We start from the raw sequence: 22,697 nt of genomic DNA, 5'->3' as shown, positions 1-22,697 counted from the left end.
CAAAAATAGCGCATAAAATCGGGCGAACAGGCGGATGCTTTTTTGGACACAACCTAATATATACAACTATTTAGCAAACTTTATATATCCAACCCACAATTGTTGACTTAAACTGACGCCAGGGCGTGAACCTAATGGTAAACCCAGCTATTGGGACTGTTTTATTAGGCTCATACCCTTTGTATAAACACCTGTAAAAGGAACCAAGCCAATGACTCAGACAGTACATTTCCAAGGTAACCCGGTCAGCGTTGCAGGCCACCTGCCACAATCGGGCGAACAAGCCAAAGCCTTCTCGCTGGTTGCCAAAGACCTGTCAGACGTAGCGCTAAGCAGCTTCGCGGGTAAACGCAAAGTCCTGAACATCTTCCCAAGTATTGATACCGGCGTTTGCGCTGCCTCGGTACGTAAATTCAACCAACTGGCGAGCGGTCTGGATAACACCGTGGTACTGTGCATCTCCTCCGATCTGCCGTTCGCCCAGTCACGCTTCTGCGGCGCGGAAGGCCTGAGCAACGTAGTGACGCTGTCCACCCTGCGTGGCGCAGAATTCAAACAGGCTTACGGCGTCGACATCGCTGAAGGCCCGTTGGCGGGTCTGACTGCGCGTGCGGTCGTGGTGCTGGATGGCCAGGACAATGTGCTGTACAGCGAGTTGGTGAATGAGATCACCAACGAGCCGGACTACGATGCTGCGCTGGCTGCACTGAAGTGATGTAAACAGGGCCGGCTTTCGCGGGCTCTGATCAGCGAAACGGGCGCCACGGCGCCCGTTTTTATTCTTCGCTTTCCCCTGTCGCCTTGCGGCTGCTCAATCCATACTCACGCAGCTTGTTGGCGATCGCGGTATGTGAAACCCCCAGTCGTTTCGCCAGTTTTCGCGTACTCGGGTAAGTGCGGTACAACCGCGTCAGCACCGAACGTTCGAAACGCTTGCTGATATCGTCCAGCGAACCGTCCAGCACTTCGTCGCCCAGCGACATCTCGACCTCAAACTCCGGCAATACGATATCCTGCGGGCGCAGTTCAAAGCCTTCCGTTTGCGTCAGAGCGCGGTAAATGGCGTTTTTCAGTTGCCGCACGTTACCCGGCCAACCGTACTTGCTGAGGAAACTGCCCAGATCGTTCGCCAACTTCGGCCGCGCCACCCCCTGTTCGTCGGCAAAGCGCGCCACAAACAGCTCGGTCAACGGCATGATGTCCTGCGGACGCTCGCGCAGCGGCGGAATAGTGATAGTCAGTACGTTAAGGCGATAATAGAGATCCTCGCGGAATTCACCGCGCTGCACCAGCTCCGTCAAATTTTTCTGGGTGGCGCAGATGACCCGGACATCCACATGTACTTCATGCTCTTCCCCTACGCGGCGGAAAGTGCCGTCGTTGATGAAACGCAGCAGTTTGGTTTGCATGCGCGGCGACATTTCGCCGATCTCATCCAACAGCACCGAGCCGCCGTGCGCCTGCTCGAAGAAGCCCTTCTTGCCTTCCAGCGCATTGGGGTAAGCGCCGGGCGCATGGCCGAACAATTCGCTTTCCGCCACGTCATCCGGCAGTGCGGCGCAATTTAACGCCAGAAACGGCTGTTTGCCGCGCGGGCTGCGCAGGTGGCAGGCGCGAGCCAGAATGTCTTTGCCGGTGCCGGTGTCGCCGACCAGCAGCAATGGCGCATCCAGCATCGCCAGCTTACGGGCCTGCTCCAGCACCTGGCGCATTTTCGGGCTGACGGCCACGATATGATCGAACTCGGTATCGTCGTTCACCGACAGGTTCTGTAGCTGACGCCCCATGCGTGCGGTCGACTTGAGCATCACCACCGCGCCAACGGTGGCGTTCTGCTGGTTTTCGTCTTCCAGGTAGATGGGCGTGATATCCATCAGGAAATCCTGGCTGCGGATCACGACCCGTTCTGAGTGCGGCGCCGTTTGTTCGCTCTCCAGCCAGCGGCTGAAGTTATAGCCGCCAATCAGCGCCGTAGCCGTTTGATTGCGGATTTTATCTTCGCTGAGGCTGAACAGCACCTGTGCCGCCGGGTTGGCCAACTCGACCTTGCCCCGCATATCAATCGAAAATACCGGCTCCGGCATCGACTCCAGCAATGCCCGCAACGCACGGTGTTCGCGCTCGGATGGCATGAAGTTAACGGTGCGCACGTCGGTCACACCGGCAATGCGGCGGATTTCCGCCATCAGCGCGCGGAAGGTGTCAAAATCCAGCTGGGAAAAATTGAGGTAAATGCGGCCGATGGGATCGATTTCGATACCCCGTAAATCAATGTTGCGCGATACCAAAAGATCGAGTAATTCTCGAGTCAGACCGAGCCGGTCTTCGCAAAATACTTCCAAACGCATCAGTATTGGCCTTATCTCTGCAAGTGCGGGGATGACTGACGATGATGATACTCTCTCACCCCGAGCGGTAGAAGCAATCTGTCAGCAAAAGTTGACAGAACTCTGATTTATCGCTGTCGTTGATGATTTTAAACGCAAGTAAATAACACCATCGGCGTCATTTTAGTTCATTTGTAGAGAGTTATGATAATCGGCAATAATTTTTTAGATAAATATAATGTAAATGCAGGGAGATCGTCTTTCGTCAACCGGGTGTTACGTATTGCGCCGTGCGGCACTCATTGATGCAGAAATAAACGACTGCGCCCGAATGGGCGCAGCAGGCAACTTATTTGGCTTTGTTATCGCTTTTTTTCATGGCGTCTTTCAGTTGACCGACCAACTGGCTGCGGAAATCACCAAGTTTGGGTTTCTCACCCTCCAGCCAGGGAAGCGGGCGGCACAGTTCCATGGCCTTGATGCCCAGTCTGGCGGTCAGCAAGCCTGCGCCAATCCCCTGTGCTGCACGGGCTGACAGTCGTGCGGCGAGATCCTGTGACATCCAATCCATTCCCACCTCACGTACCAGTTCCGACGCACCGGCAAAGGCGATATTCAACAGCACCAGGCGGAACAGCCGCAGACGGCTGAAATAGCCCAGCTCGATGCCGTACAACGCCGCAATACGGTTGATCAGCCGAATGTTACGCCAGGCGATAAACGCCATATCCACCAGCGCCAGCGGACTGACGGCGATCATTAACGTGGATTCGGCCGCCGAACGGCTGATTTCACGGCGCGCCTGATTATCCAATACCGGTTGCACCAGCTTGGCATAAAGCGCTACCACTTCGCGATCGTTTTGGGTTTCATGCAGTGAAGCCTGCCAGCGCTGTAACGCCGGATGCCCCTGATCGAGGCCGGCCTGCCGCGCCAGCTTCTCGCAGAATTCTCGACCCTTGCCCAACCCGTGGCTGTGCAACAGTTCCCGTGCTACGTCGCGCTCTTCCGCACGCTGGCGCAGACGATACAACCGGCGCCATTCGGTCACGACCGACCCCACCCCGGCAAACACGATCAAGCCACCTGCCACGCCGCCGCCCATGGCAATCCAATCCTGCTGTACCCAGGCGGTATGCACCCACTGTACACCCTGCGCCACCACGCTGACGCCGAACAGCGCCAACCCGGCGGTCACCATTTTGCGCCACAGGCTGCGTTTGGGTTTCAAGGCGGCATTGATAATGCCTTCAGCGCGCCCTTCTTCCTCTTCTTGTTCCAACTCAGGCGCGGCCGGGAAAAAACGCTCCGCCTGCTGTTCATCAAAGGCGACGTTGGCGCGCAATATCGGTTCTTGCGGCGGCTGCAACGGCTCTTCAAAATCGATACGCGGTTTTATAGGTTCGCTCATCGCAATTTATCTCCCAATAAAAACTCCATCACCGCATCCAGGCGGATATGCGGCAACGGGCTGTCCACGCTCATGGCCCTGGGCCGGAATTCATCAAAGTGGAACCCCTGGTTTTGCCAGAAAGCCGGCCCCGGCAAACGCGCCGGTACTTCGCCGGGGAACACCGTCAACGGCGCGCCATCGGCGAGGCGATTGCCCTTCAAGGCCGGGATCCGCTGCCCCTGGTGATCGACGATGCCACTTTCGGTCGCCTGCACGGAGGCCAACCCCACACAGTCCATACTGATGCCCTCAAATGCCGCGTTCTGCCACGCTTCCTGCACCAACTGCTGCAACAACGACACCAGATTGGCGTGCTGGTCGGCGGTAATGTGATCCGCCTTGGTGGCGGCAAACATCAGCTTGTCGATGGTCGGCGAGAACAACCGGCGGAACAACGTGCGCTTGCCGTAGTGGAAGCTTTGCATCAGTTGGGTCAGCGCCAGGCGCATGTCGTTGAACGCCTGTGGACCGCTGTTGAGCGGTTGCAGGCAGTCAACCAGCACAATCTGGCGATCGAAACGGACGAAATGTTCTTTATAGAAGTTTTTGACGATGGACTGGCAGTAGTAATTGAAACGCGCCCGCAGCATGCCGATGTTGGTGTGCTTGTCAGCCTGCGCCAGTTTCGATTCGCCGAGACTGTCGACATTGGGCCACGGGAAGAACTGCAGTGCCGGCGCACCGGCCAGATCGCCCGGCAGCACGAAGCGGCCCGGCTGGATAAAGTGCAAGCCTTCGCTTTTGCAGCGCAGCAGATAATCGGTGTAAGCCTGGGCAATGGCCGCCAACTTGTTTTCGTCGGCCAGCGCGAGCGGATCGCAGCTTTTGCACAACGCCAGCCAGGGTTTGGCCCACTCGGCGCGATCGCCCTGCAACAGACCGGCCATCTGGCGCGACCAGGCCAGATAGTCCTGTTCCAGCATGGGCAAATCCAGCAACCACTCGCCGGGATAATCGACGATCTCCAGATACAGCGTCGAGGTATCTTTAAAATGCCGCAGCAACGAATCATTGGAACGGTAGCGCAGCGCCAGGCGAATTTCGCTGACGCCGCGCGTCGGGGTCGGCCAGCCTGGCGGGGTGCCATAAAGCTGCGCCAGCCCTTCATCATAGGTAAAACGTTGAATGCCAAGATCGCGCTGCGGAATGCGTTTCACACCCAGCAAGCGTTCTTCGCGCACTGGCGAAAACAGCGGCATGCGCGCACCGCTGTGAACGTGCAGCAGCTGGTTGACGAAGGCGGTGATAAAGGCGGTTTTGCCGCTGCGGCTAAGGCCGGTCACCGCCAGGCGCAGATGGCGATCCATTCCGCGGTTGACCAGCGAGGTTAACTCATTTTGCAGTCGTTTCATTGTTCTCCTTGGCGTAACGCCCAAATACCTTGTTCAGGCCTTTGCGGAACAGAGGTTCCAGCACCAGCGCCAGCACAAAGCGAATCGGTTTGCGGCCAACGGTCCGCAGCAACCAGCCGGCCGCGCCGGCAGGGCCGTAATTCAGTAACGCTATGATGATCACTTTAGACAATGTCTTCAACACTGTACCTGCACCTTGTTTGATTCCAGCGGATTTAACGGCTTTTGCGGCATAGGTTTTATTCATTATCAATGCCCTCCGGCACGGTTTGCTTGAAAAAGGATGTTGGCAGGCACCATGCCTGACCTGCGCCACGCGCAGGTCAGGGCACGCGAGGCAGGGTTACAATTTGCGGAAACGACTCTGTACGCCGAAGGTATCCGACGTGACATAACGCTCAACCTGGCGCAGTTGCTGTTCGCCACTGCCCAGTTCGTACTCCAATTGATCGAGCAACTGGCGCGGCGTCTTGTAATTTTCACCTTCGAAACGGCTGGCCGGCGCTTCATCCAGCACGAAAACCAGCGCGAAATAGGCCACCAGCGTGAAGAAAAACAGGCCAAAAATCATCGACAGCACCACTATTACCCGGATCAGGCGTACCGGCACGTCAAAATAATGAGCCAGACCGGCGCAGACGCCCTTCACCATGCCTTCCTCAGGTACGCGATAAAGCTTTTTACTGCCCAGAGTATTGCTCATCAAGACTGTCTCCAGTTCGGGTGTTCCGCATCGAGAATTTCTTCCAGCGCCTGAATGCGCTCACGCATACGCTTGGCATCGTCGGCCAACTGCGCCAGACGCTGCATTTCCTGATGGCTCAGTTGAATGCCGTTTTGTTGCCGATTGCTGTAATGCAGCCAAAGCCAAATCGGTGCGACAAACAACACAAAGATTGTCAACGGAATGGCAAGTAGTAGAGCACTCATTTCTTTTCCTTCTTATTGCGTCTTTAATAGGCGGCCACATTACCGTGGCCGCTGTAGCACTTACTCAGTGCGGTTCATTTTGGCTTTCAACGCCGCCAGTTGCTCGCTGATGGCATCGTCGGCTTTCAGTTCGGCAAACTCCTGGTCCAGAGACTTCTTTTTACCGATGATGACGCTTTCCGCTTCGGCTTCCATATGATCGATACGGCGCTCGAACTGTTCGAAACGCGCCATCGCCTCATCCAGTTTGCCGCTGTCGAGCTGGCGGCGCACGTCGCGGGAAGAAGATGCTGCCTGATGACGCAGCGTCAATGCCTGCTGACGCGCACGGGTTTCGGTCAGCTTGTTTTCCAGCTCGCCGATTTCGCTTTTCATTCTGGCCAGCGTCTCTTCCACGGTAGACACTTCGTGGGTCAGCGTTGAGATCAGGTCAGCCACCTTCTGTTTTTCGATCAGCGCCGCGCGGGCCAGGTCTTCTTTATCTTTGCGCAATGCCAGTTCGGCCTTGTCCTGCCAATCGTTGAGCTGATTTTCACCCTGCTCAATGCGGCGCAGCAGTTGCTTTTTCTCCGCCAGCGCACGCGCCGAGGTGGAGCGCACTTCAACCAGCGTGTCTTCCATCTCCTGGATCATCAGGCGCACCAGTTTTTGCGGATCTTCCGCCTTATCCAGCAGCGTATTGATATTGGCGTTCACGATGTCGGCAAAACGAGAAAAAATACCCATAATTCACTTCCTCTTGGTTCTGATGGCGTCTGAAGCGCCGCGTTAAGTAATACATCTTGCCTAAAGACTTAATCAAAACCCGTGCCAACTTTTACTCCATTGAATAATAACGATTATTTATTTTTGACTCTCCACCAGCATGCTGTAGAGTGATTATTTTCACCAAACATTGGCGAATTTCATCATGAGCGAACAGTTAGAAAACCTGCTGGGCGAAGCGAACGCCTTTGTCGAAGTATTGGAGCAAGTCTCGCAACTGGCAAAGTTGAACAAGCCGGTGTTGGTGATCGGCGAACGCGGCACCGGTAAAGAGCTGATCGCCCATCGTCTGCACTACCTTTCCAACCGCTGGCAAGGGCCGTTTATCTCGCTTAACTGCGCGGCTTTGAATGAAAACTTACTGGATTCCGAGCTGTTCGGCCATGAAGCGGGTGCCTTTACCGGTGCGCAGAAACGCCATCTGGGCCGCTTTGAACGCGCCGACGGCGGCACGCTGTTTCTCGACGAACTGGCCACTGCCCCCATGCTGGTACAGGAAAAATTGTTGCGGGTAATTGAATACGGGCATCTGGAGCGCGTAGGCGGCAGCCAACCGCTGCAGGTTGATGTGCGGTTGGTGTGCGCCACCAACGATGACTTGCCCGCGCTGGCCGCTGCGGGAAAATTCCGCGCCGATCTGCTGGACCGGTTGGCGTTCGACGTCGTTCAACTCCCGCCGCTGCGCCGGCGGCAGCAAGACATCATGCTGCTGGCCGAACACTTTGCGATTCAGATGTGCCGCGAGCTGTCGCTGCAGCTGTTCCCCGGCTTTACCGAACGCGCCAGGGATACGCTTCTCGCCTATAGCTGGCCGGGCAACGTGCGGGAACTGAAAAACGTGGTGGAACGTTCCGTGTACCGGCACGGCACCAGCGCCAGCGCGCTGGATAACATCGTTATCAATCCCTTTGCCCAAAGGGAGAACCCTCTTCCACCGCCGGATCGCGAAACGCGTAATGATCGACCTATGCTGCCGGTCGATTTAAAAGCCTGGCAGTTGGAGCAGGAAAAAACGCTGATCGAAACGGCGCTGCAACAAGGGAAATTTAACCAACGCAAGGCGGCGGGCCTGCTGGGGCTGACCTACCATCAGTTGAGGGGCATGCTGAAAAAACATGCGCTATTGCAAAACGGGGATGCGGACGAAGAATAACGGGCAAAAAAAAGCCAGCACCCGAGCTGGCTTAAAAAACACTGGAAGCAATGTGAGCAATGTCGTGCCTTTCACAACCGGGCCACTCACTGTGGCCTGCCGTGAACTGCAAAATGATGATAATAGTTATCAGTATCATCTGTAAAGCGATTTGTTGAGAATTTTTCTCATTACCACACTGATATTGTGCACTTACCATTCAGGGAAGGGATCGGCCATATCCAGCCAATAGTCCACACCCGCCGCCATTTGGTCATCGCTCAGCAGGCAGGCATCCAGCAAACGGGCGATTTCCGCCTGCCGCAGGTGCTGGCCGATAAACACCAGTTCCTGACGCATATCGCCAAACGGCTCCACCCATTTTGCCTTGATTTGCGCCCGGGTTTCTTCATCTTGTGGCCAGTTCTCCTGCGGCAGCGCGCGCCAGAAGGTGCCCGCCAGCCCATAATGCGCGATACCACCGGCCTGGCTCCACTGCCCCGCTTGCCGCGGGCGAGTAGCCAGCCAGAAGAACCCCTTTGAACGTAACAGCTTGCCGCCCCCCCAATCGCCGTTGATCATCCGATAAAACTTATCCGGGTCAAAGGGTCGCCGCGCCTGATAGACAAAGCTGCTGATGCCATAGTTTTCCGTCTCCGGAACATGTTCGCCCCGCAACTCCTTCAACCAGCCCGGTGCCTGTTGGGCCTTTTCGAAGCTGAAACTGCCGGTGTTTAATACCGCCTCCAGCGGTAATTTACCGGGGGAAACAGGAATAATATTGGCGACCGGGTTAAGGCCGGCAAGCAGCGCCATCACTTCCCCCTGCTGTTCTGGCGTCAGCAAATCGGTTTTACTCACCAGCATCACATCGCAAAATTCGATTTGCTCGATCAGCAGGTCCGCCACGCTGCGCAGATCGTCCTCGCCCAGGCTTTGCCCAGCCTCCTGCAAGGTCTGAGCCTCTTGGTATTGCCGCATGAAATTCACGCCATCCACCACCGTGACCAGCGTATCCAGCCGGGCGAACTGCGACAGGCTTTCCCCCTGTTCATCTTCAAAGGTGAAGGTTTCCGCCACCGGCAGCGGTTCTGAAATACCACTGGATTCAATCAGCAGATAATCGAAGCGGCCGGCCTGCGCCAGTTCGCGCACCGAGATCAACAGATCTTCGCGCAGCGTGCAGCAGATGCAGCCATTGCTCATTTCCACCAGCTTTTCCTGTCGGCGATCGAGCTGGATCTGGTTCTCGATCAGCGCGGCATCTATGTTCACTTCGCTCATGTCATTAACGATCACCGCCACGCGCATGCCCTGGCGGTTATTCAGAATATGGTTCAGCACCGTGGTTTTACCGGCGCCGAGAAAACCGGAAAGTACGGTAACGGGTAACGGATTCATCAGGTTCCTCGCTTAAAACTCATTACGCAATGCCTGGTAGCCGCGAACCAGTTCGACATTCGTGGCGGCCACTTCTTCAGAAAATTGCAGCGCACGGCGATCAACCTGGCGATACAACGACAGATCGCTGTCGGCGCCGACGCGCTCGGTCGATGGGATATACAGGTTCTCCGGCAGCGTGACGCCATCCACCACCGCGTTGTAGCGCACCACGCAGCCGGAACGGATATGGCAGTTGAACAGCACGCTGTTGAACCCGATAAACACCCGATCCTCTATGCGGCACGGGCCGTGAACAATCGCGCGATGCGCGATGGAGCTGTAGCTGCCGATGGTGACCGCCGCTCCGCTTTTCGAGTGGATCACCACGCCGTCCTGAATATTCGAGTGAGAACCGATAACGATCGGCTCCATATCGCCGGCCGCATTCAGTTCATCGGCGCGGATCACTGCGTAGGGGCCAACGTAGACAAAATCTTCGACAATCACCCGGCCACAGATAATGGCGGTAGGATCGATATAGGCCTGTGGCGAGACTTGCGGCAGGTGGCCGCTGGGATTTTTACGCAGCATCGCCTTCCTCCCGCCAGCTCAGTTCGGCTACCGCATTGTGGGCGTGCAGGCTTTCCTGATGCTCCACCCGCAACGAGAACCCTTGCCGGCCGCATTGGCTGCGCAGCATCCGATACAAACGGCGCGCGGCGTCCTCGCAAAACATCAGGTTTTGGCCATTAGCCAGGGCGAAGGCCTGCTCATCGCGGCGCTTTACCAATGTTTGCGACGGCGTACCCAGCGCATGCTCAATACGATCGATTAAATTGATCACCGGTAACGCCGGTTCACTGCCGGTGAGCGTCAGCGTCACCCAGGCCCAACTGCGCTGGCTGTGCGGAGTGGCGGGCATGCCCTGCTCACCCAGCCAATCGATCACCTGCTGCCGATCGACCCTGTCCGACTCCTGTTCAAAATCAAACTGAAACTGCTGTTGCGCCAGTTGACGGCTGAGCGCCGCCGAGCTGGGACAGGTAGAGGAATACGGCACGCCGACCGTCAGCGATAGCGCCAGAGCCTTGGTCAACGTGGCGTCAATGCGCAACGGGTAGGCTTTCCAGCCGCGGTGTGGCGACAGCAGTGCCGGCCGCGACAGCAGCAGCTCGCCGCGGATACTCAGGCTGGCACGGTCGCTGTGTTCGGGCTGAGAAGCCAAAATGGCATTCAGCGTCTGCCCGATGGACTGCGACGTCAGCTCGCCCTGCGTCAGTTCATCCAGCGCCAGATACAGCCGTGACATGTGTATTCCACGCGAACCTTGACGGGTGGCGAGAAGATTGATACCAACGTTGACCTTCGTCATCAACGGCTTGCCTGCCAATTCCAACGGCAGCGCTATTTCTTGCATCCCGACCCAATCAAGCCCGACGTCACTCATCTCACCCTGCCAGACCTGAGCATCCGGCAACGGCTGGGGTGGTGGAAGTGCAATCTTGTTCATACGTCCCCTTGCGATTATTGATATCGTGCAGGGGACGGTAACATAATAATGTTATGTTATAACATATCATTTTAGTTATTTTTTGCCTGTGACGGCAAAGTGTTCAATCAAGTAGCAGAAAACTCAGCCATTTTGCTCAATGGATTGGGCAGTTCGCCAGAGTGCGATACACTAACGCTATTGCTTATTAACCCATGAAGCGTCTATGCGTGGTTTACCCCTTTGGATTCTGTCATTGAGCTGCCTGGCAAGTTCCGCCCTGGCCTCAACCCCCCCCGCGCCCATCGCGGCGACGCCGTTGCCGGATATCCGCCAGAGCGGCTTTGTCTATTGCGTCAGCGGCATACTGAACACCTTTAATCCGCAGATGGCCAGCAGCGGGCTGACTGTCGATACCCTGGCCGCGCAGCTGTACGACCGCCTGCTGGATGTCGACCCTTATACCTACCGGCTGATCCCCGAACTGGCGCAAAGCTGGGAAGTGCTGGATAACGGCGCAACCTACCGCTTCCATCTGCGCAAGGACGTGCCATTCCAGACCACCGCCTGGTTTACGCCGACGCGCAAACTGAACGCCGATGACGTGGTGTTCAGCTTTGAACGCATGTTTAATCGAAAGCATCCGTATCATGACGTCAACGGCGGCGAGTACCCTTACTTCGACAGCCTGCAGTTTGGCGACTCGGTGCAAAGCGTGAAGAAGCTCGACGACTATACCGTCGAGATCCGCCTGCAGGCGCCGGACGCCTCGTTTTTGTGGCATATCGCGACCCACTATGCCCCGGTGATGTCGGCAGAATATGCGCAAGGCCTGACGCGCGAAGGCCATCAGGAAATGATCGATCGTGAGCCGGTCGGCACCGGGCCCTTCCTGTTGAATGAATATCGTTCGGGGCAATATATCCGTCTGGCGCGCAATGACGTCTACTGGAAAGGCCGGCCGCGCATGCCGCAGGTGGTGATCGATCTGGGCGCCGGCGGCACCGGCCGATTGTCGAAGTTGTTGACCGGCGAGTGCGACGTGCTCGCCTATCCCGCTGCCAGCCAGCTCTCGATTTTGCGCGACGATCCGCGCCTGCGCCTTACGCTTCGGCCAGGTATGAACATCGCCTATCTGGCTTTCAATACCCGCAAACCGCCGTTGAACGATTTAAAAGTGCGTCAGGCCATTTCACTGGCTATCAACAACCAACGCCTGATGCAGTCGATTTATTACGGCACGGCGGAAACCGCTGCCTCCATTCTGCCGCGCGCCTCGTGGGCCTACGACAATGAAGCTCACGTCACCGAGTTTGATCCGGCAAAATCGCGCGAAATGCTCAAGCAAGCGGGTATTGAATCCTTGAATCTGAAGCTGTGGGTACCTACCGCATCACAGTCCTATAACCCCAGCCCACTGAAGACTGCCGAACTGATTCAGGCCGATTTGGGCCAGGTTGGCATTAACGTCACTATCGTGCCGGTCGAAGGCCGCTTCCAGGAAGCGCGGCTGATGGAGATGAATCACGATCTGACCCTCACCGGCTGGGCCACCGACAGCAACGACCCGGACAGTTTCTTCCGGCCGCTGTTGAGCTGCGCGGCAATCCGCTCGCAAACCAACTATGCTCACTGGTGTGAGCCGGAGTTTGACGAGGTGCTGCAAAATGCGTTGCTGTCACAGCAGTTGTCGCAACGCATCGACAACTACCAGAAGGCGCAAAAAATTCTTGAGCAGCAACTGCCGGTGTTGCCGCTGGCGTCCTCGTTGCGCCTGCAGGCATACCGCTACGACATCAAAGGGCTGGTATTGAGCCCATTCGGCAATGCGTCATTTGCCGGGGTGTACCGTGAATCCGCGGAGGGGCCGAAAAAGTGATTATCTTTACCTTGCGCCGCATCTTGTTGCTGCTGATCACGTTGTTCCTCCTGACTCTGGTCAGCTTTAGCCTGAGCTATTTCACGCCGCGCGCGCCGCTGAACGGCGCCGCCCTGCTCGATGCCTACCACTTTTACTTTGTCAGCCTGCTGCACTGGGATTTTGGCGTTTCCAGCATTAACGGCCAGGCGATCAGCGAGCAACTGCGCGAAGTGTTCCCCGCCACCATGGAACTGTGCATTCTTGCTTTTACTCTGGCGTTATTTATCGGCATTCCGTTGGGGATTATCGCCGGCGTAATGCGCGGCAAATGGCAGGACACCGCCATCAGCACTTTTGCTCTGCTCGGGTTTTCGATGCCGGTTTTCTGGTTGGCGTTGCTGCTGATGCTGTTTTTCTCGCTGCACCTTGGCTGGTTACCGGTTTCCGGCCGTTTCGATCTGCTGTATCAGGTCAAACCCATCACCGGGTTTGCGCTGATTGATGCCTGGCTGTCGGATTCGCCGTACCGTTCCGAGATGATCGGCAGCGCGTTGCGCCATATGATTTTGCCTATTGCCGCACTGGCGGTAGCGCCCACCACCGAAGTGGTGCGCCTGATGCGGATCAGCACCGACGACGTGCTCAACCAAAACTACATCAAAGCCGCCGCCACCCGGGGGTTATCCCGCTTTACCATTATCCGTCGCCACGTGCTGCATAACGCACTGCCGCCTATCGTGCCCAAGCTGGGGCTGCAATTCTCCACCATGCTGACGCTGGCGATGATCACCGAAATGGTCTTCAGTTGGCCTGGCCTCGGCCGCTGGATGATTAACGCCATCCGCCAGCAGGATTATGCGGCGATCTCCGCCGGCATAATGGTGGTCGGCACGCTGGTGATCACCATTAACGTATTGGCCGACATTTTGGGTGCAGCAACCAACCCATTGAAACATAAGGAATGGTATGCCCTTAGATAACGTATACCGTGAAAAGAAGATGCCCAGCCCGCTGCTTTACACCTGGCGGATTTTTTACGGCGATGCCCTGGCGATGATCGGCTTCTACGGCGTGATCGCACTGCTGCTGCTTTGCGTATTCGGCAGCCTGCTGGCGCCCTATGCGCTCGATCAACAGTTCCTGGGCTATCAGTTGCTGCCGCCTTCCTGGTCGCGCTACGGCAACGTTTCCTTCTTTCTCGGCACTGACGATCTCGGTCGCGATATTCTTAGCCGCCTGCTGACCGGTACTGCCGCGACCTTTGGGTCGGCGTTATTGGTGACCCTGGCCGCCGCCTTTTTCGGCGTGATCCTCGGCGTGTTTGCCGGCGTTACCCACGGCCTGCGCTCGGCGGTGCTGAACCATATTCTCGATACCCTGCTCTCCATTCCTTCGCTGCTGCTGGCGATTGTGGTGGTGGCGTTCCTTGGGCCAAAGCTCGAGCACGCGATGCTGGCGGTCTGGCTGGCGCTGTTGCCGCGCATGGTGCGCACCATTTACAGCGCGGTGCACGACGAGTTGGAAAAAGAATATGTGGTGGCGGTGCGTCTCGACGGCGCCTCCACGCCGCAAATCTTGTGGTACGCGGTGATGCCGAATATCGCGGCGGTGCTGGTGACCGAGTTTACTCGTGCGCTGTCGATGGCGATCCTGGATATCGCCGCACTCGGCTTCCTCGATCTCGGCGCGCAATTGCCGTCGCCGGAATGGGGCGCCATGCTCGGCGATTCGCTGGAGCTGGTGTACGTCGCGCCCTGGACGGTCATGTTACCCGGTGCGGCGATCCTGATCAGCGTGCTGCTGGTTAACCTGTTGGGCGACGGTATGCGCCGCGCAATCAACGCAGGAGTGGAATAATGCCGTTACTTGATATCCGCAACCTGACGATTGAATTTATGACCGCCGACGGGCCGGTCAAGGCGGTCGATCGCGTCAGCATGACGCTGACCGAAGGTGAAGTACGCGGTCTGGTGGGTGAATCCGGCTCGGGCAAGAGCCTGATCGCCAAAGCGATTTGCGGCGTCACCAAAGACAATTGGCGCGTCACCGCCGACCGTTTCCGCTTTGATGATATCGACCTGCTGCAATTGACGCCGCGCGAGCGACGCAAGCTGGTCGGGCATAACGTCTCGATGATTTTCCAGGAGCCGCAGTCGTGTCTGGATCCTTCTGAAAGCATCGGCCGCCAACTGGCGCAGGCGATCCCTGGCTGGACCTATAAAGGCCGCTGGTGGCAGCGTTTCAACTGGCGCAAACGTCGCGCCATTGAGTTGCTGCACCGCGTTGGCATCAAAGATCATGTCGACATCATGGGCAGTTTCCCTTATGAGCTGACCGAAGGCGAATGCCAGAAAGTGATGATCGCCATCGCTCTGGCCAACCAGCCACGTCTGCTGATCGCCGACGAACCGACCAACGCCATGGAGCCCACCACCCAGGCGCAGATTTTCCGCCTGCTGGCCCGGCTGAATCAAAACAACAACACCACCATTTTATTGATCAGCCACGATCTACAGATGATGAGCAAATGGGCCGACCGGGTGAACGTGTTGTACTGCGGTCAAACGGTAGAAAGCGCTCAGTGCGAAGAGCTGCTGGCGGCGCCTCATCATCCGTACACTCAGGCGCTGATCCGCTCCATGCCGGATTTTGGCCGCTCGTTGCCGCATAAAAGCCGGCTCAATACGTTGCCGGGCGCCATTCCGTCATTGGAACATCTGCCGATCGGTTGCCGTCTGGGGCCACGCTGCCCTTACGCGCAGAAAAAGTGCATCGAAACGCCGCGCCTGCGCCCGGTGAAAAACCACTTCTTCGCCTGCCACTTCCCGTTGAACATGGAGGAGCAATAACATGGAAACGCTGTTGGAAGTGCGCAACCTGACCAAAACCTACCGTTACCGCACCGGGCTGTTCCGCCGCCAGCACGTTGAGGCGGTGAAATCGGTCAGCTTTACCCTTCGTGAGCGGCAGACGCTGGCGATCATCGGTGAAAACGGTTCCGGCAAATCGACGTTGGCCAAGATGTTGTCCGGCATGGTTGAGCCTTCATCCGGCGAACTGCTGATCGACGATCACCGGCTCGACTACGGGGATTACCGCTACCGCAGCCAGCGCATCCGCATGATATTTCAGGATCCGAGCACGTCGCTTAATCCGCGCCAACGCATCGGCCAACTGCTTGACGCCCCGCTGCGGCTGAATACCGATCTGGAAGGCCCGCAGCGCGAACAGCGCATCAATCAGACGCTGCGCCAGGTAGGGATGCTGCCGGACCACGCTTATTACTATCCGCATATGCTGGCCTCCGGCCAGAAACAGCGGGTGGCGCTGGCCCGGGCGCTGATCTTGCAACCCAAGGTCATCGTCGCCGATGAGGCACTGGCTTCGCTGGACATGTCGATGCGTTCCCAGATCATCAACCTGATGCTGGAACTGCAGGAGAAACACGGAATTTCGTACATCTATGTCACTCAGCATCTGGGCATGATGAAGCACATCAGCGATCAGGTCATGGTGATGCACGAAGGGGAAATCGTTGAACGCGGCAGCACCGCCGAAGTGCTGGCTGCGCCGTTGCACGATCTGACCAAACGGCTGATTGCCAGCCACTTCGGCGAAGCGCTTACCGCAGACGCCTGGCGGCGCGACGGCGGCCGATTCTGACGCTTGCAGGAAACCCGCTTTCGAGCGGGTTTTTTTATTGCCTAACTCTCCACTGCGCTTATCCAATATCCTCAAATACAAATTACAAATTTGTTATATATCATTATATTTTATTCCATTCAGTTATTGATTAGCACTTAACATTATTTTATCTCGCCAATCGAATCGGTGAGGATATCCCCTACGTTGAGCTTATTAAACGACAGGATATCGCACTGATGAACAGCCCACGCAATCGCCGACTCGCGCAGTTTCTGCTCGCTTTAGCCGCAGGTTTCTCTGTTTATGGCCACGCATTGTGTTGCGATGATCGTCGCTGATCCTGTCATTCCGTGCCCGTATCCGGGCATGTACCTCTTTTGTCTCGCTGCCGCTGCCTGTCGCACCGGTGGCTGTTGCTCATGATTAAGGATTACCGCCCTATGGAACTACTACGTCGACAACATAATGCCCAGTGGTATCACGAAACCCAAAGCAGCGTTCGCGGAGACCAGCCGCTTGAGCCGCAGGCGGCCACCCTCCGCGACAGATTTCTGCTGGGGTTGGGCGCATTTGCCGACGAAGCGCTGAACACCGCACTGACCGCCCGCGCCGGGGTGTTTAACGCCTCGCATGCCAGTTATCATGTGCTGTTCCCGGACCAGGTAGAATTGACCAGATTAGTGACCTTGTCACCTTACGATCGCCTCAGCACCGCTCTGACTGTAGCGCAGGTAACCGGCGTACAATCTCTTTGTAGCCATTACGCTGCCCGCCTCGCCCCGCTGCACAGCCCCGACGCCTCCCGTGAAAGCAACATCCGCCTTGCCCAGATCACCCAATACGCCCGCCAGCTAGCCAGTCAACCGACCCTGATTTGCAGCAAAGCGCTGCAGCAACTCACCGATGTCGGTTTAAGCCCGGCGGATATCGTGACCTTTTCGCAGATTATCGGTTTTGTCAGTTACCAGGCGCGCGTCGTCGCCGGCGTGGCTGCGCTGGCCGGACGGCCAACGGCAGTAGTGCCCGGTTTCCCGAACATAGAAGATGCCGAAGGGGTGGAATTCACCGAAGAGGAACTGGCTTGGCAATCCCGATTGCCGCCGATAACGCTGGAAGACGCCCGGGCTGAACAGCTCGATGTGCTCGACCAAAGTCACCCGGACGCCCGCAGCGAACCTTATTTTCTGCTGCTGGCCCACGATGCCCCCGCGTTGCGTGAACGCAACGGCATTTTTAACAGCATCAACGCGGACGGCTACGGCCTGTCGGCGCGGCTGAAAGCGCTGGCGACACTGGCGGTTGCGCGCATTAACGGCAGCCGCTACTGCGCATCGACCGTCGCCCAGGATATTCAGGACGCCGCATTGGCAGATGCCATTTTCACCGACATTAACCGCGGGTTGGAGAGCAGCGATAATCCTGTGGCCCAGGCGGTGATCCGCGTTGCCGCAGACTTGACCCGTACGCCGGAAAAATTCACTCCGCGCAGCGTGCAACCGTTGTTTAACAGCGGCCTGAATCAGGCCCAGGCGCTGGACGTGATCCTTACCGCCGCGCTCTACGCCTGGGAGAACCGTTTACGTCAGACCCTCGGCGATACGCAGGCGATCGGCGAGAGCCAACCGGCATAATTACTGCTGCAGCAGCCAATTGCCGGCAGCGTCAAAAAAGTGCTGAGCCAACGGCGTTGCCCGCCCCGGCTCAGCGATCACCACGGCAGCATGTCGTGACATGGCAGGAATGGCGATTGGCCGCCGCCGCAGGTCCGGCGTCATGGCCGGCAGCAGGTTACCTTGCGGAAACAGACCGCACCCCAGGCCAACAAAAATGCCTTCCAACAGTTGGAATATCGACGTGGTTTCCATGCGAGCATGCAGCGTCAAACCGGCTTCACGGAAGTGTTGATCGAGGTAACGACGGAAATAACGTGTGGGTTCGGCCAGGCACAACGGCAGCGCGGTCACCTCCGCCAGCGTCAGCGGTTTATCCCCCACCAATTGCGGGAAATGCTGCGGATGGAATACCAATTCGATACCCGTGTCCGCCAACGGTTGCGACTGGAAGTGCAGCTCTTTCAACGTCGCCAACTCGAAGAAACCGATACCGATATCCACGGTATGCGCCGTCAAGGCTTCCAGCAACTGATCGGCGCTCAGCACCGCAATTCGGTAGTCCAACTGCGGAAAACGCTCGCTGACCGCCTTCAGCATCTGCGCCAGCGAAATGCTGCACTGCGGCACGGCACCGATACGCAGGGTGCCGTTAAAGCCGTGCTTGAGCGATTCCACCTCCAGCTTCAAGCCCTGATAAACCGACACTATCTCGCGTGCCCACGCCAATACACGCTCACCTTCCGCGGTAAAACCTTCAAAATTATTACCGCGGTTGATCAACGACACGCCCAATTCTTTTTCCAGATTTTTCAACCGCATGGATAACGTCGGCTGGCTAACGAAGCTGGCCTCCGCCGCACGGCCAAAATGGCGCTCTCTTTCCAGATTACAGAGGTAAATCAGTTGTTTGATATCCATAAAGCTGCTCGGAAAATAATGACTACCCTGAGTATATCATCGCGGGGGCTTTTTGGGCGCTGTGCCCGCCGGATCAGAGTTTCAACTTCACATAGTCCATCAGGCGCGAGAACATACTGCCGTTGTTTACCGACTGTAACGTCACCAACGGCAGTGTCTTCAATAGCGTGCCGTTATCGCTGATGCGAATCTCCCCAATCGGCTGCCCCTTTGCCAACGGAGCGTCAAGACGCGAAGGGCTTATCACATACTGGGCTTTCAACTTATCCGCCTCGCGCTTTGGCAGGCTGAGGTATTGATCCTGTTCACTGCCCACCGGCACCTGATGGCGATCGCCATACCACACTTTTTCCTGGCCCAGAGTTTGCCCCGCGTTAAACAGATGCACGGTGGCGAAATCCCGCAGGCCCCAGGTCAGCAGTTTACGGGCCTGATCTTCTCGCCCTTTTGCACTTTTACCGCCCATCACGACAGCAATCAAACGCCGGTCGCCTTCGGTAGCGGAGGCAATAATGTTAAAACCGGCCGATGCGGTATGGCCCGTTTTCAGGCCGTCCACCCGCAGGTTTTTATCCCACAGGAGCCCATTGCGGTTCTGTTGGGTAATCCCGTTCCAGGACAGCGATTTTTCGCTGTACATATGATATTCCGCCGGTTCGCTCATGATGATGGCACGTGAAATTACCGCCAGATCGCCGGCCGTAGTGAACTGGCCTGGCGCATCCAGCCCGTGGACGGTTTCAAAATGGGTATTTTGCAGGCCAAGCTGAGTGCTTTTTTCATTCATCAATTTGACGAACGCGGCCTGGCTGCCCGCCACATAGTCCGCCATCGCCACGCAGGCATCGTTGCCGGAGTCGATAATAATGCCGCGACTGAGATCACGCACCGTGACCCTGTCACCAGGCTTCAGGAACATCAACGAGGACCCCTTGAACACCGGATTGCCCTGCGCCCAGGCGTCTTTGCCCACGGTCACCACGTCGTCCAGGCCAATTTTGTGCTGATCGAGCGCATGATCAATCACCAATCCGGTCATCAGTTTGGTCAGGCTGGCGGGATTGCGCCGCTCGTCCGCATTGTTCTCCGCCAGTACCTGGCCGGTGGTGTAATCCATCAAAACGTAAGAAGCCGCGTCTATCGCCGGCGGTGTATCGAGAGGAAAACTGAGAGGCGTATCCGCCGCCTGTACCGCCAACGGCAGCCAACTTCCGATCATCACAGACAATACTGAACGCTTCACTCACCCATCCTTAAATAAAATTCTAATATAATCCGTGAGATAGACTGCACTAAAGGAAGGCTCAACGGAATCATTAGTCTTTTGCAGGGAATAACAGAGTGAAACCATTTGTATGTCCGGCCGAGGACCGGGACCCTGAGCGATAAATCCGCTCTATGCCGCGATTACCCAATTCTATTAGACGCTCATGCCGTACCCACCTAAACTTGCGACATAAATCCTTAAAACACTTAAAGAATCATTTACTTTTTAGCTACAACACATGCGAAGAACATCATGAAATTCAAACCCTCAATAAAGCCGTATACCGGCGCGGCTGGCGGCTGGGGTTCACTCGAAGCCACCACCCGTTTTGTACTCGACAGCAAACAGGCGCTGAAAAACCTGCGTAATCTGTTGCGCGTGAATAAGGTTCGCGGCTTCGATTGTCCGGGCTGCGCCTGGGGCGACGACAATCACAGCACCTTCAGTTTCTGCGAGAACGGCGCCAAGGCAGTCAGTTGGGAAGCCACGCGCAATGCGGTTGAACCGGCGTTTTTCGCCGCCCACAGCGTCAGTACACTGCAACAGCAAAGCGACTATTTCCTCGAGTATCAGGGGCGCATTACCCATCCGATGCGCTATAACGCCGAAACTGACCATTACCAGCCGATCGGTTGGCCGGAGGCACTGGCGCTGATCGCCAGGCACATCCGACAAATGGATAACCCGAACCAGATCGAACTTTATACTTCCGGCCGCGCCAGCAACGAGGCGTCTTATCTGTACCAGCTGTTCGGCCGCATGCTCGGCACCAGCAATTTCCCCGACTGTTCCAACATGTGCCATGAGGCCAGCGGCGTCGGGTTGAAACAAAGCATCGGCGTGGGCAAAGGCACCATTCGTATGGATGACTTTGAAAAAGCCGACGCCATCTTTGTGTTCGGCCAAAATCCCGGCACCAACCATCCACGCATGCTGCACAGCCTGAAAAAAGCCGCCGGTCGTGGGGCGCGCATCGTTAGTTTTAACACCCTGCGCGAACGCGGTCTGGAGCGTTTCGCCGATCCGCAAAACCCGATTCAGATGTTGACGCCTGCATCTTCGCCAATAAGCTCAGCTTATTTTCAACCCAACCTCGGCGGGGATATGGCGGCGGTGCGCGGTATGGTGAAGGCGCTGTTGGAAAACCATCGCCGGCTGTTGGCTGCCGGTGAGCCCGGCCTGTTCGATTTGGCGTTCATTGAGCAGCACAGCGTCGGCGTGGAAAGCTACCTGGCGCAGGTGGATGCCACCGCCTGGGATCACATCATCCAACAGTCTGGCCTCAGCGAAGCGCAGTTGCGGCAGGCGGCAGCGATTTATCAAGGCGCCGAGCGGGTGATTTGCACCTGGGCGATGGGCATCACTCAGCATAAGCATTCGGTGCCGACGGTGCGCGAGATAACCAATCTGCAACTGCTGTTCGGTCAATTGGGCAAACCGGGCGCCGGCCTGTGCCCGGTGCGTGGCCACAGCAACGTACAGGGCAACCGCACCATGGGCATTGACGAGAAATCGCCCAAGGCGCTGCTCGACAGCCTGGAAAAACATTTCAACTTCTCCCCACGACGCGAGCCGGGCCATAACACGGTAGAGGCCATCGAAGCGATGCTGCGCGGTGAAGTAAAGGTGCTGTTGGCGCTGGGCGGCAACCTGGCGGCGGCCGCACCGGATACCGAACGCACCGCCCGCGCCCTGCGCTGTTGCGACCTGACGGTGCATATCAGCACCAAGCTCAACCGCAGCCATCTGGTCACCGGTAAAGACGCGCTGATCCTGCCGACGCTGGGGCGTACCGAGCAGGATATGCAGGCCAGTGGCCCGCAGTACATCACGGTGGAGGATTCATTCAGCATGGTTCACGCCTCCGAAGGCGTCGGTAAACCGCTGGCGGATACCCAACGGTCGGAAACCGCCATTGTTTGCGGCATCGCCGATGCGGTGTTGGGCAACCAACCGTTGGACTGGCTGGCGCTGGCGGATGACTATTCGCTGATCCGTGACCATATCGCCGCCACCGTTCCCGGTTTCGAGGATTTCAACCGTCGCTGCGATCAACCCGGCGGTTTCTATTTGGGCAATGCCGCCGCCGAATTGCGTTTCGCCACGCCTAGCGGTAAGGCAGAGTTCAGCGCAGCCTCGCTGCCTGAGAGCCTGCTCCCGGAGTTCGACGGCAAAAAAGCACCCTTTACGCTGCAAACCCTGCGTTCCCACGATCAGTACAACACTACCATCTACGGGCTGGACGACCGCTATCGCGGCGTGTATGGCCAGCGTGAAGTGCTGTTCATCCATCCGGAAGATCTGGCGGCGTTGGACATGCAGGACGGTGAGTTGGTGGAGATCGAAACCCTGTGGAATGACGGCGTCATTCGCAAGGTGAGCGGTTTCAAACTGGTGAGCTACGATATTCCGCGCGGCAACCTGGCGGCCTACTATCCGGAAACCAACCCGCTGGTGCCATTGGCCAGTTTTGGCGACGGTACCGGCACACCGACCTCCAAATCCATCCCGGTGGCGATCCGCCGCTGCACGGCGCAACCCACGTTGCGTATCGCCTGACCT

The 22,697-nt window shown here is 57.1% G+C and carries 21 protein-coding genes; 9 read left to right on the top strand and 12 right to left on the bottom strand.

Features of this window, described 5'->3' with window-relative positions:
* The first annotated feature begins 211 nt into the window (after positions 1 to 211).
* Positions 212 to 715, top strand: a complete 504-nt coding sequence (gene tpx / locus V2S86_RS06320) for a thiol peroxidase (RefSeq protein WP_330761690.1) — start codon at positions 212 to 214, stop codon at positions 713 to 715.
* Positions 716 to 776: 61 nt separating this feature from the next.
* Here the strand turns inward: tpx and tyrR are convergent, their stop codons facing one another.
* From tyrR to pspA, 7 genes are all read right to left on the bottom strand, one after another.
* Positions 777 to 2,348 (bottom strand): transcriptional regulator TyrR, encoded by a 1,572-nt coding sequence (gene tyrR, locus V2S86_RS06315; RefSeq protein WP_330761689.1) that lies wholly within the window; start codon positions 2,346 to 2,348, stop codon positions 777 to 779.
* 328 nt (positions 2,349 to 2,676) lie between these two features.
* Entirely contained in the window at positions 2,677 to 3,738 is a 1,062-nt protein-coding gene (locus tag V2S86_RS06310; RefSeq protein WP_062870999.1) for a YcjF family protein, read from the bottom strand.
* Positions 3,735 to 5,132 carry a YcjX family protein gene (locus tag V2S86_RS06305; protein ID WP_330761688.1) on the bottom strand — a complete coding sequence of 466 codons (1,398 nt, stop codon included), beginning with the start codon at positions 5,130 to 5,132 and terminating at the stop codon, positions 3,735 to 3,737. Before V2S86_RS06305 ends, V2S86_RS06310 begins: the two co-directional genes overlap by 4 nt.
* Positions 5,113 to 5,379 carry a phage shock protein PspD gene (gene pspD / locus V2S86_RS06300; RefSeq protein WP_006319543.1) on the bottom strand — a complete coding sequence of 89 codons (267 nt, stop codon included), beginning with the start codon at positions 5,377 to 5,379 and terminating at the stop codon, positions 5,113 to 5,115. Before pspD ends, V2S86_RS06305 begins: the two co-directional genes overlap by 20 nt.
* Positions 5,380 to 5,475: 96 nt before the next feature.
* Positions 5,476 to 5,835, bottom strand: coding sequence for an envelope stress response membrane protein PspC (pspC, locus tag V2S86_RS06295; protein WP_004945110.1), 360 nt, complete (start codon positions 5,833 to 5,835; stop codon positions 5,476 to 5,478).
* Positions 5,835 to 6,062, bottom strand: coding sequence for an envelope stress response membrane protein PspB (gene pspB, locus V2S86_RS06290; RefSeq protein ID WP_006319541.1), 228 nt, complete (start codon positions 6,060 to 6,062; stop codon positions 5,835 to 5,837). Before pspB ends, pspC begins: the two co-directional genes overlap by 1 nt.
* Before the next feature lie 60 nt (positions 6,063 to 6,122).
* Positions 6,123 to 6,788 (bottom strand): phage shock protein PspA, encoded by a 666-nt coding sequence (gene pspA / locus V2S86_RS06285; RefSeq protein ID WP_004945117.1) that lies wholly within the window; start codon positions 6,786 to 6,788, stop codon positions 6,123 to 6,125.
* A 184-nt stretch (positions 6,789 to 6,972) separates the two neighbouring features.
* On the opposite strand from pspA, the gene pspF reads away from it, so the two are divergent.
* Complete coding sequence (gene pspF / locus V2S86_RS06280; RefSeq protein WP_330761687.1) at positions 6,973 to 7,980, top strand: phage shock protein operon transcriptional activator; 1,008 nt, start codon at positions 6,973 to 6,975, stop codon at positions 7,978 to 7,980.
* Positions 7,981 to 8,172: 192 nt separating this feature from the next.
* Here the strand turns inward: pspF and zigA are convergent, their stop codons facing one another.
* From zigA to folE2, 3 genes are read right to left on the bottom strand one after another with little or no spacing between them, the layout of a single operon-like run.
* The gene (gene zigA / locus V2S86_RS06275) at positions 8,173 to 9,360 is read right to left on the bottom strand and encodes a zinc metallochaperone GTPase ZigA (protein ID WP_330761686.1); all 1,188 of its coding nucleotides are present in this window, start codon (positions 9,358 to 9,360) and stop codon (positions 8,173 to 8,175) included.
* Between the two features lie 12 nt (positions 9,361 to 9,372).
* Complete coding sequence (locus V2S86_RS06270; protein ID WP_330761685.1) at positions 9,373 to 9,933, bottom strand: carbonate dehydratase; 561 nt, start codon at positions 9,931 to 9,933, stop codon at positions 9,373 to 9,375.
* On the bottom strand, positions 9,923 to 10,852 hold the full coding sequence (folE2, locus tag V2S86_RS06265; RefSeq protein ID WP_330761684.1) for a GTP cyclohydrolase FolE2: 930 nt from the start codon (positions 10,850 to 10,852) through the stop codon (positions 9,923 to 9,925). The genes V2S86_RS06270 and folE2 overlap by 11 nt, the downstream gene beginning before the upstream one ends.
* Before the next feature lie 205 nt (positions 10,853 to 11,057).
* Here folE2 and sapA point away from each other — a divergent pair, with 205 nt between their 5' ends.
* From sapA to V2S86_RS06235, 6 genes are all read left to right on the top strand, one after another.
* The gene (sapA, locus tag V2S86_RS06260) at positions 11,058 to 12,710 is read left to right on the top strand and encodes an ABC transporter substrate-binding protein SapA (RefSeq protein WP_330761683.1); all 1,653 of its coding nucleotides are present in this window, start codon (positions 11,058 to 11,060) and stop codon (positions 12,708 to 12,710) included.
* The gene (sapB, locus tag V2S86_RS06255; RefSeq protein ID WP_330761682.1) at positions 12,707 to 13,672 is read left to right on the top strand and encodes a putrescine export ABC transporter permease SapB; all 966 of its coding nucleotides are present in this window, start codon (positions 12,707 to 12,709) and stop codon (positions 13,670 to 13,672) included. Before sapA ends, sapB begins: the two co-directional genes overlap by 4 nt.
* A complete protein-coding gene (sapC, locus tag V2S86_RS06250) occupies positions 13,659 to 14,549 on the top strand; it encodes a putrescine export ABC transporter permease SapC (protein WP_006319527.1) in 891 nt (296 codons plus the stop codon). The genes sapB and sapC overlap by 14 nt, the downstream gene beginning before the upstream one ends.
* Entirely contained in the window at positions 14,549 to 15,541 is a 993-nt protein-coding gene (gene sapD, locus V2S86_RS06245; RefSeq protein ID WP_330761681.1) for a putrescine export ABC transporter ATP-binding protein SapD, read from the top strand. Before sapC ends, sapD begins: the two co-directional genes overlap by 1 nt.
* A 1-nt stretch (position 15,542) precedes the next feature.
* Positions 15,543 to 16,355, top strand: coding sequence for a putrescine export ABC transporter ATP-binding protein SapF (sapF, locus tag V2S86_RS06240; protein ID WP_311992438.1), 813 nt, complete (start codon positions 15,543 to 15,545; stop codon positions 16,353 to 16,355).
* A gap of 422 nt (positions 16,356 to 16,777) precedes the next feature.
* Positions 16,778 to 17,968 carry a CMD domain-containing protein gene (locus V2S86_RS06235; RefSeq protein ID WP_330761680.1) on the top strand — a complete coding sequence of 397 codons (1,191 nt, stop codon included), beginning with the start codon at positions 16,778 to 16,780 and terminating at the stop codon, positions 17,966 to 17,968.
* Here V2S86_RS06235 and V2S86_RS06230 read toward each other — a convergent pair whose 3' ends face one another.
* A complete protein-coding gene (locus V2S86_RS06230; protein ID WP_330761679.1) occupies positions 17,969 to 18,868 on the bottom strand; it encodes a LysR family transcriptional regulator in 900 nt (299 codons plus the stop codon).
* Positions 18,869 to 18,941: 73 nt separating this feature from the next.
* Positions 18,942 to 20,111 carry a serine-type D-Ala-D-Ala carboxypeptidase DacD gene (gene dacD / locus V2S86_RS06225; RefSeq protein ID WP_330761678.1) on the bottom strand — a complete coding sequence of 390 codons (1,170 nt, stop codon included), beginning with the start codon at positions 20,109 to 20,111 and terminating at the stop codon, positions 18,942 to 18,944.
* Positions 20,112 to 20,387: 276 nt separating this feature from the next.
* Here dacD and V2S86_RS06220 point away from each other — a divergent pair, with 276 nt between their 5' ends.
* The gene (locus tag V2S86_RS06220) at positions 20,388 to 22,694 is read left to right on the top strand and encodes an FdhF/YdeP family oxidoreductase (RefSeq protein WP_330761677.1); all 2,307 of its coding nucleotides are present in this window, start codon (positions 20,388 to 20,390) and stop codon (positions 22,692 to 22,694) included.
* Positions 22,695 to 22,697: the final 3 nt, after the last annotated feature.

This window comes from Serratia sp. C2(1), assembly GCF_036352655.1.
In the GTDB taxonomy this organism is placed as follows: Bacteria; Pseudomonadota; Gammaproteobacteria; order Enterobacterales; family Enterobacteriaceae; genus Serratia; species Serratia inhibens.
Note: the sequence above shows the minus strand (reverse complement) of the source record. Positions and strands in the feature narration are given on the sequence as shown.

What these genes read in the sequence shown, in the direction of transcription:
- V2S86_RS06310 (WP_062870999.1), bottom strand. Translation starts at nt 3,738, where the DNA reads ATGAGCGAACCTATAAAACCGCGTATCGATTTTGAAGAGCCGTTGCAG.
- V2S86_RS06305 (WP_330761688.1), bottom strand. Translation starts at nt 5,132, where the DNA reads ATGAAACGACTGCAAAATGAGTTAACCTCGCTGGTCAACCGCGGAATG.
- sapA (WP_330761683.1), top strand. Translation starts at nt 11,058, where the DNA reads ATGCGTGGTTTACCCCTTTGGATTCTGTCATTGAGCTGCCTGGCAAGT.
- tpx (WP_330761690.1), top strand. Translation starts at nt 212, where the DNA reads ATGACTCAGACAGTACATTTCCAAGGTAACCCGGTCAGCGTTGCAGGC.
- pspD (WP_006319543.1), bottom strand. Translation starts at nt 5,379, where the DNA reads ATGAATAAAACCTATGCCGCAAAAGCCGTTAAATCCGCTGGAATCAAA.
- tyrR (WP_330761689.1), bottom strand. Translation starts at nt 2,348, where the DNA reads ATGCGTTTGGAAGTATTTTGCGAAGACCGGCTCGGTCTGACTCGAGAA.
- pspF (WP_330761687.1), top strand. Translation starts at nt 6,973, where the DNA reads ATGAGCGAACAGTTAGAAAACCTGCTGGGCGAAGCGAACGCCTTTGTC.
- V2S86_RS06230 (WP_330761679.1), bottom strand. Translation starts at nt 18,868, where the DNA reads ATGGATATCAAACAACTGATTTACCTCTGTAATCTGGAAAGAGAGCGC.
- V2S86_RS06220 (WP_330761677.1), top strand. Translation starts at nt 20,388, where the DNA reads ATGAAATTCAAACCCTCAATAAAGCCGTATACCGGCGCGGCTGGCGGC.
- sapC (WP_006319527.1), top strand. Translation starts at nt 13,659, where the DNA reads ATGCCCTTAGATAACGTATACCGTGAAAAGAAGATGCCCAGCCCGCTG.
- sapD (WP_330761681.1), top strand. Translation starts at nt 14,549, where the DNA reads ATGCCGTTACTTGATATCCGCAACCTGACGATTGAATTTATGACCGCC.
- folE2 (WP_330761684.1), bottom strand. Translation starts at nt 10,852, where the DNA reads ATGAACAAGATTGCACTTCCACCACCCCAGCCGTTGCCGGATGCTCAG.
- sapF (WP_311992438.1), top strand. Translation starts at nt 15,543, where the DNA reads ATGGAAACGCTGTTGGAAGTGCGCAACCTGACCAAAACCTACCGTTAC.
- pspB (WP_006319541.1), bottom strand. Translation starts at nt 6,062, where the DNA reads ATGAGTGCTCTACTACTTGCCATTCCGTTGACAATCTTTGTGTTGTTT.
- zigA (WP_330761686.1), bottom strand. Translation starts at nt 9,360, where the DNA reads ATGAATCCGTTACCCGTTACCGTACTTTCCGGTTTTCTCGGCGCCGGT.
- pspC (WP_004945110.1), bottom strand. Translation starts at nt 5,835, where the DNA reads ATGAGCAATACTCTGGGCAGTAAAAAGCTTTATCGCGTACCTGAGGAA.
- pspA (WP_004945117.1), bottom strand. Translation starts at nt 6,788, where the DNA reads ATGGGTATTTTTTCTCGTTTTGCCGACATCGTGAACGCCAATATCAAT.
- V2S86_RS06235 (WP_330761680.1), top strand. Translation starts at nt 16,778, where the DNA reads ATGGAACTACTACGTCGACAACATAATGCCCAGTGGTATCACGAAACC.
- V2S86_RS06270 (WP_330761685.1), bottom strand. Translation starts at nt 9,933, where the DNA reads ATGCTGCGTAAAAATCCCAGCGGCCACCTGCCGCAAGTCTCGCCACAG.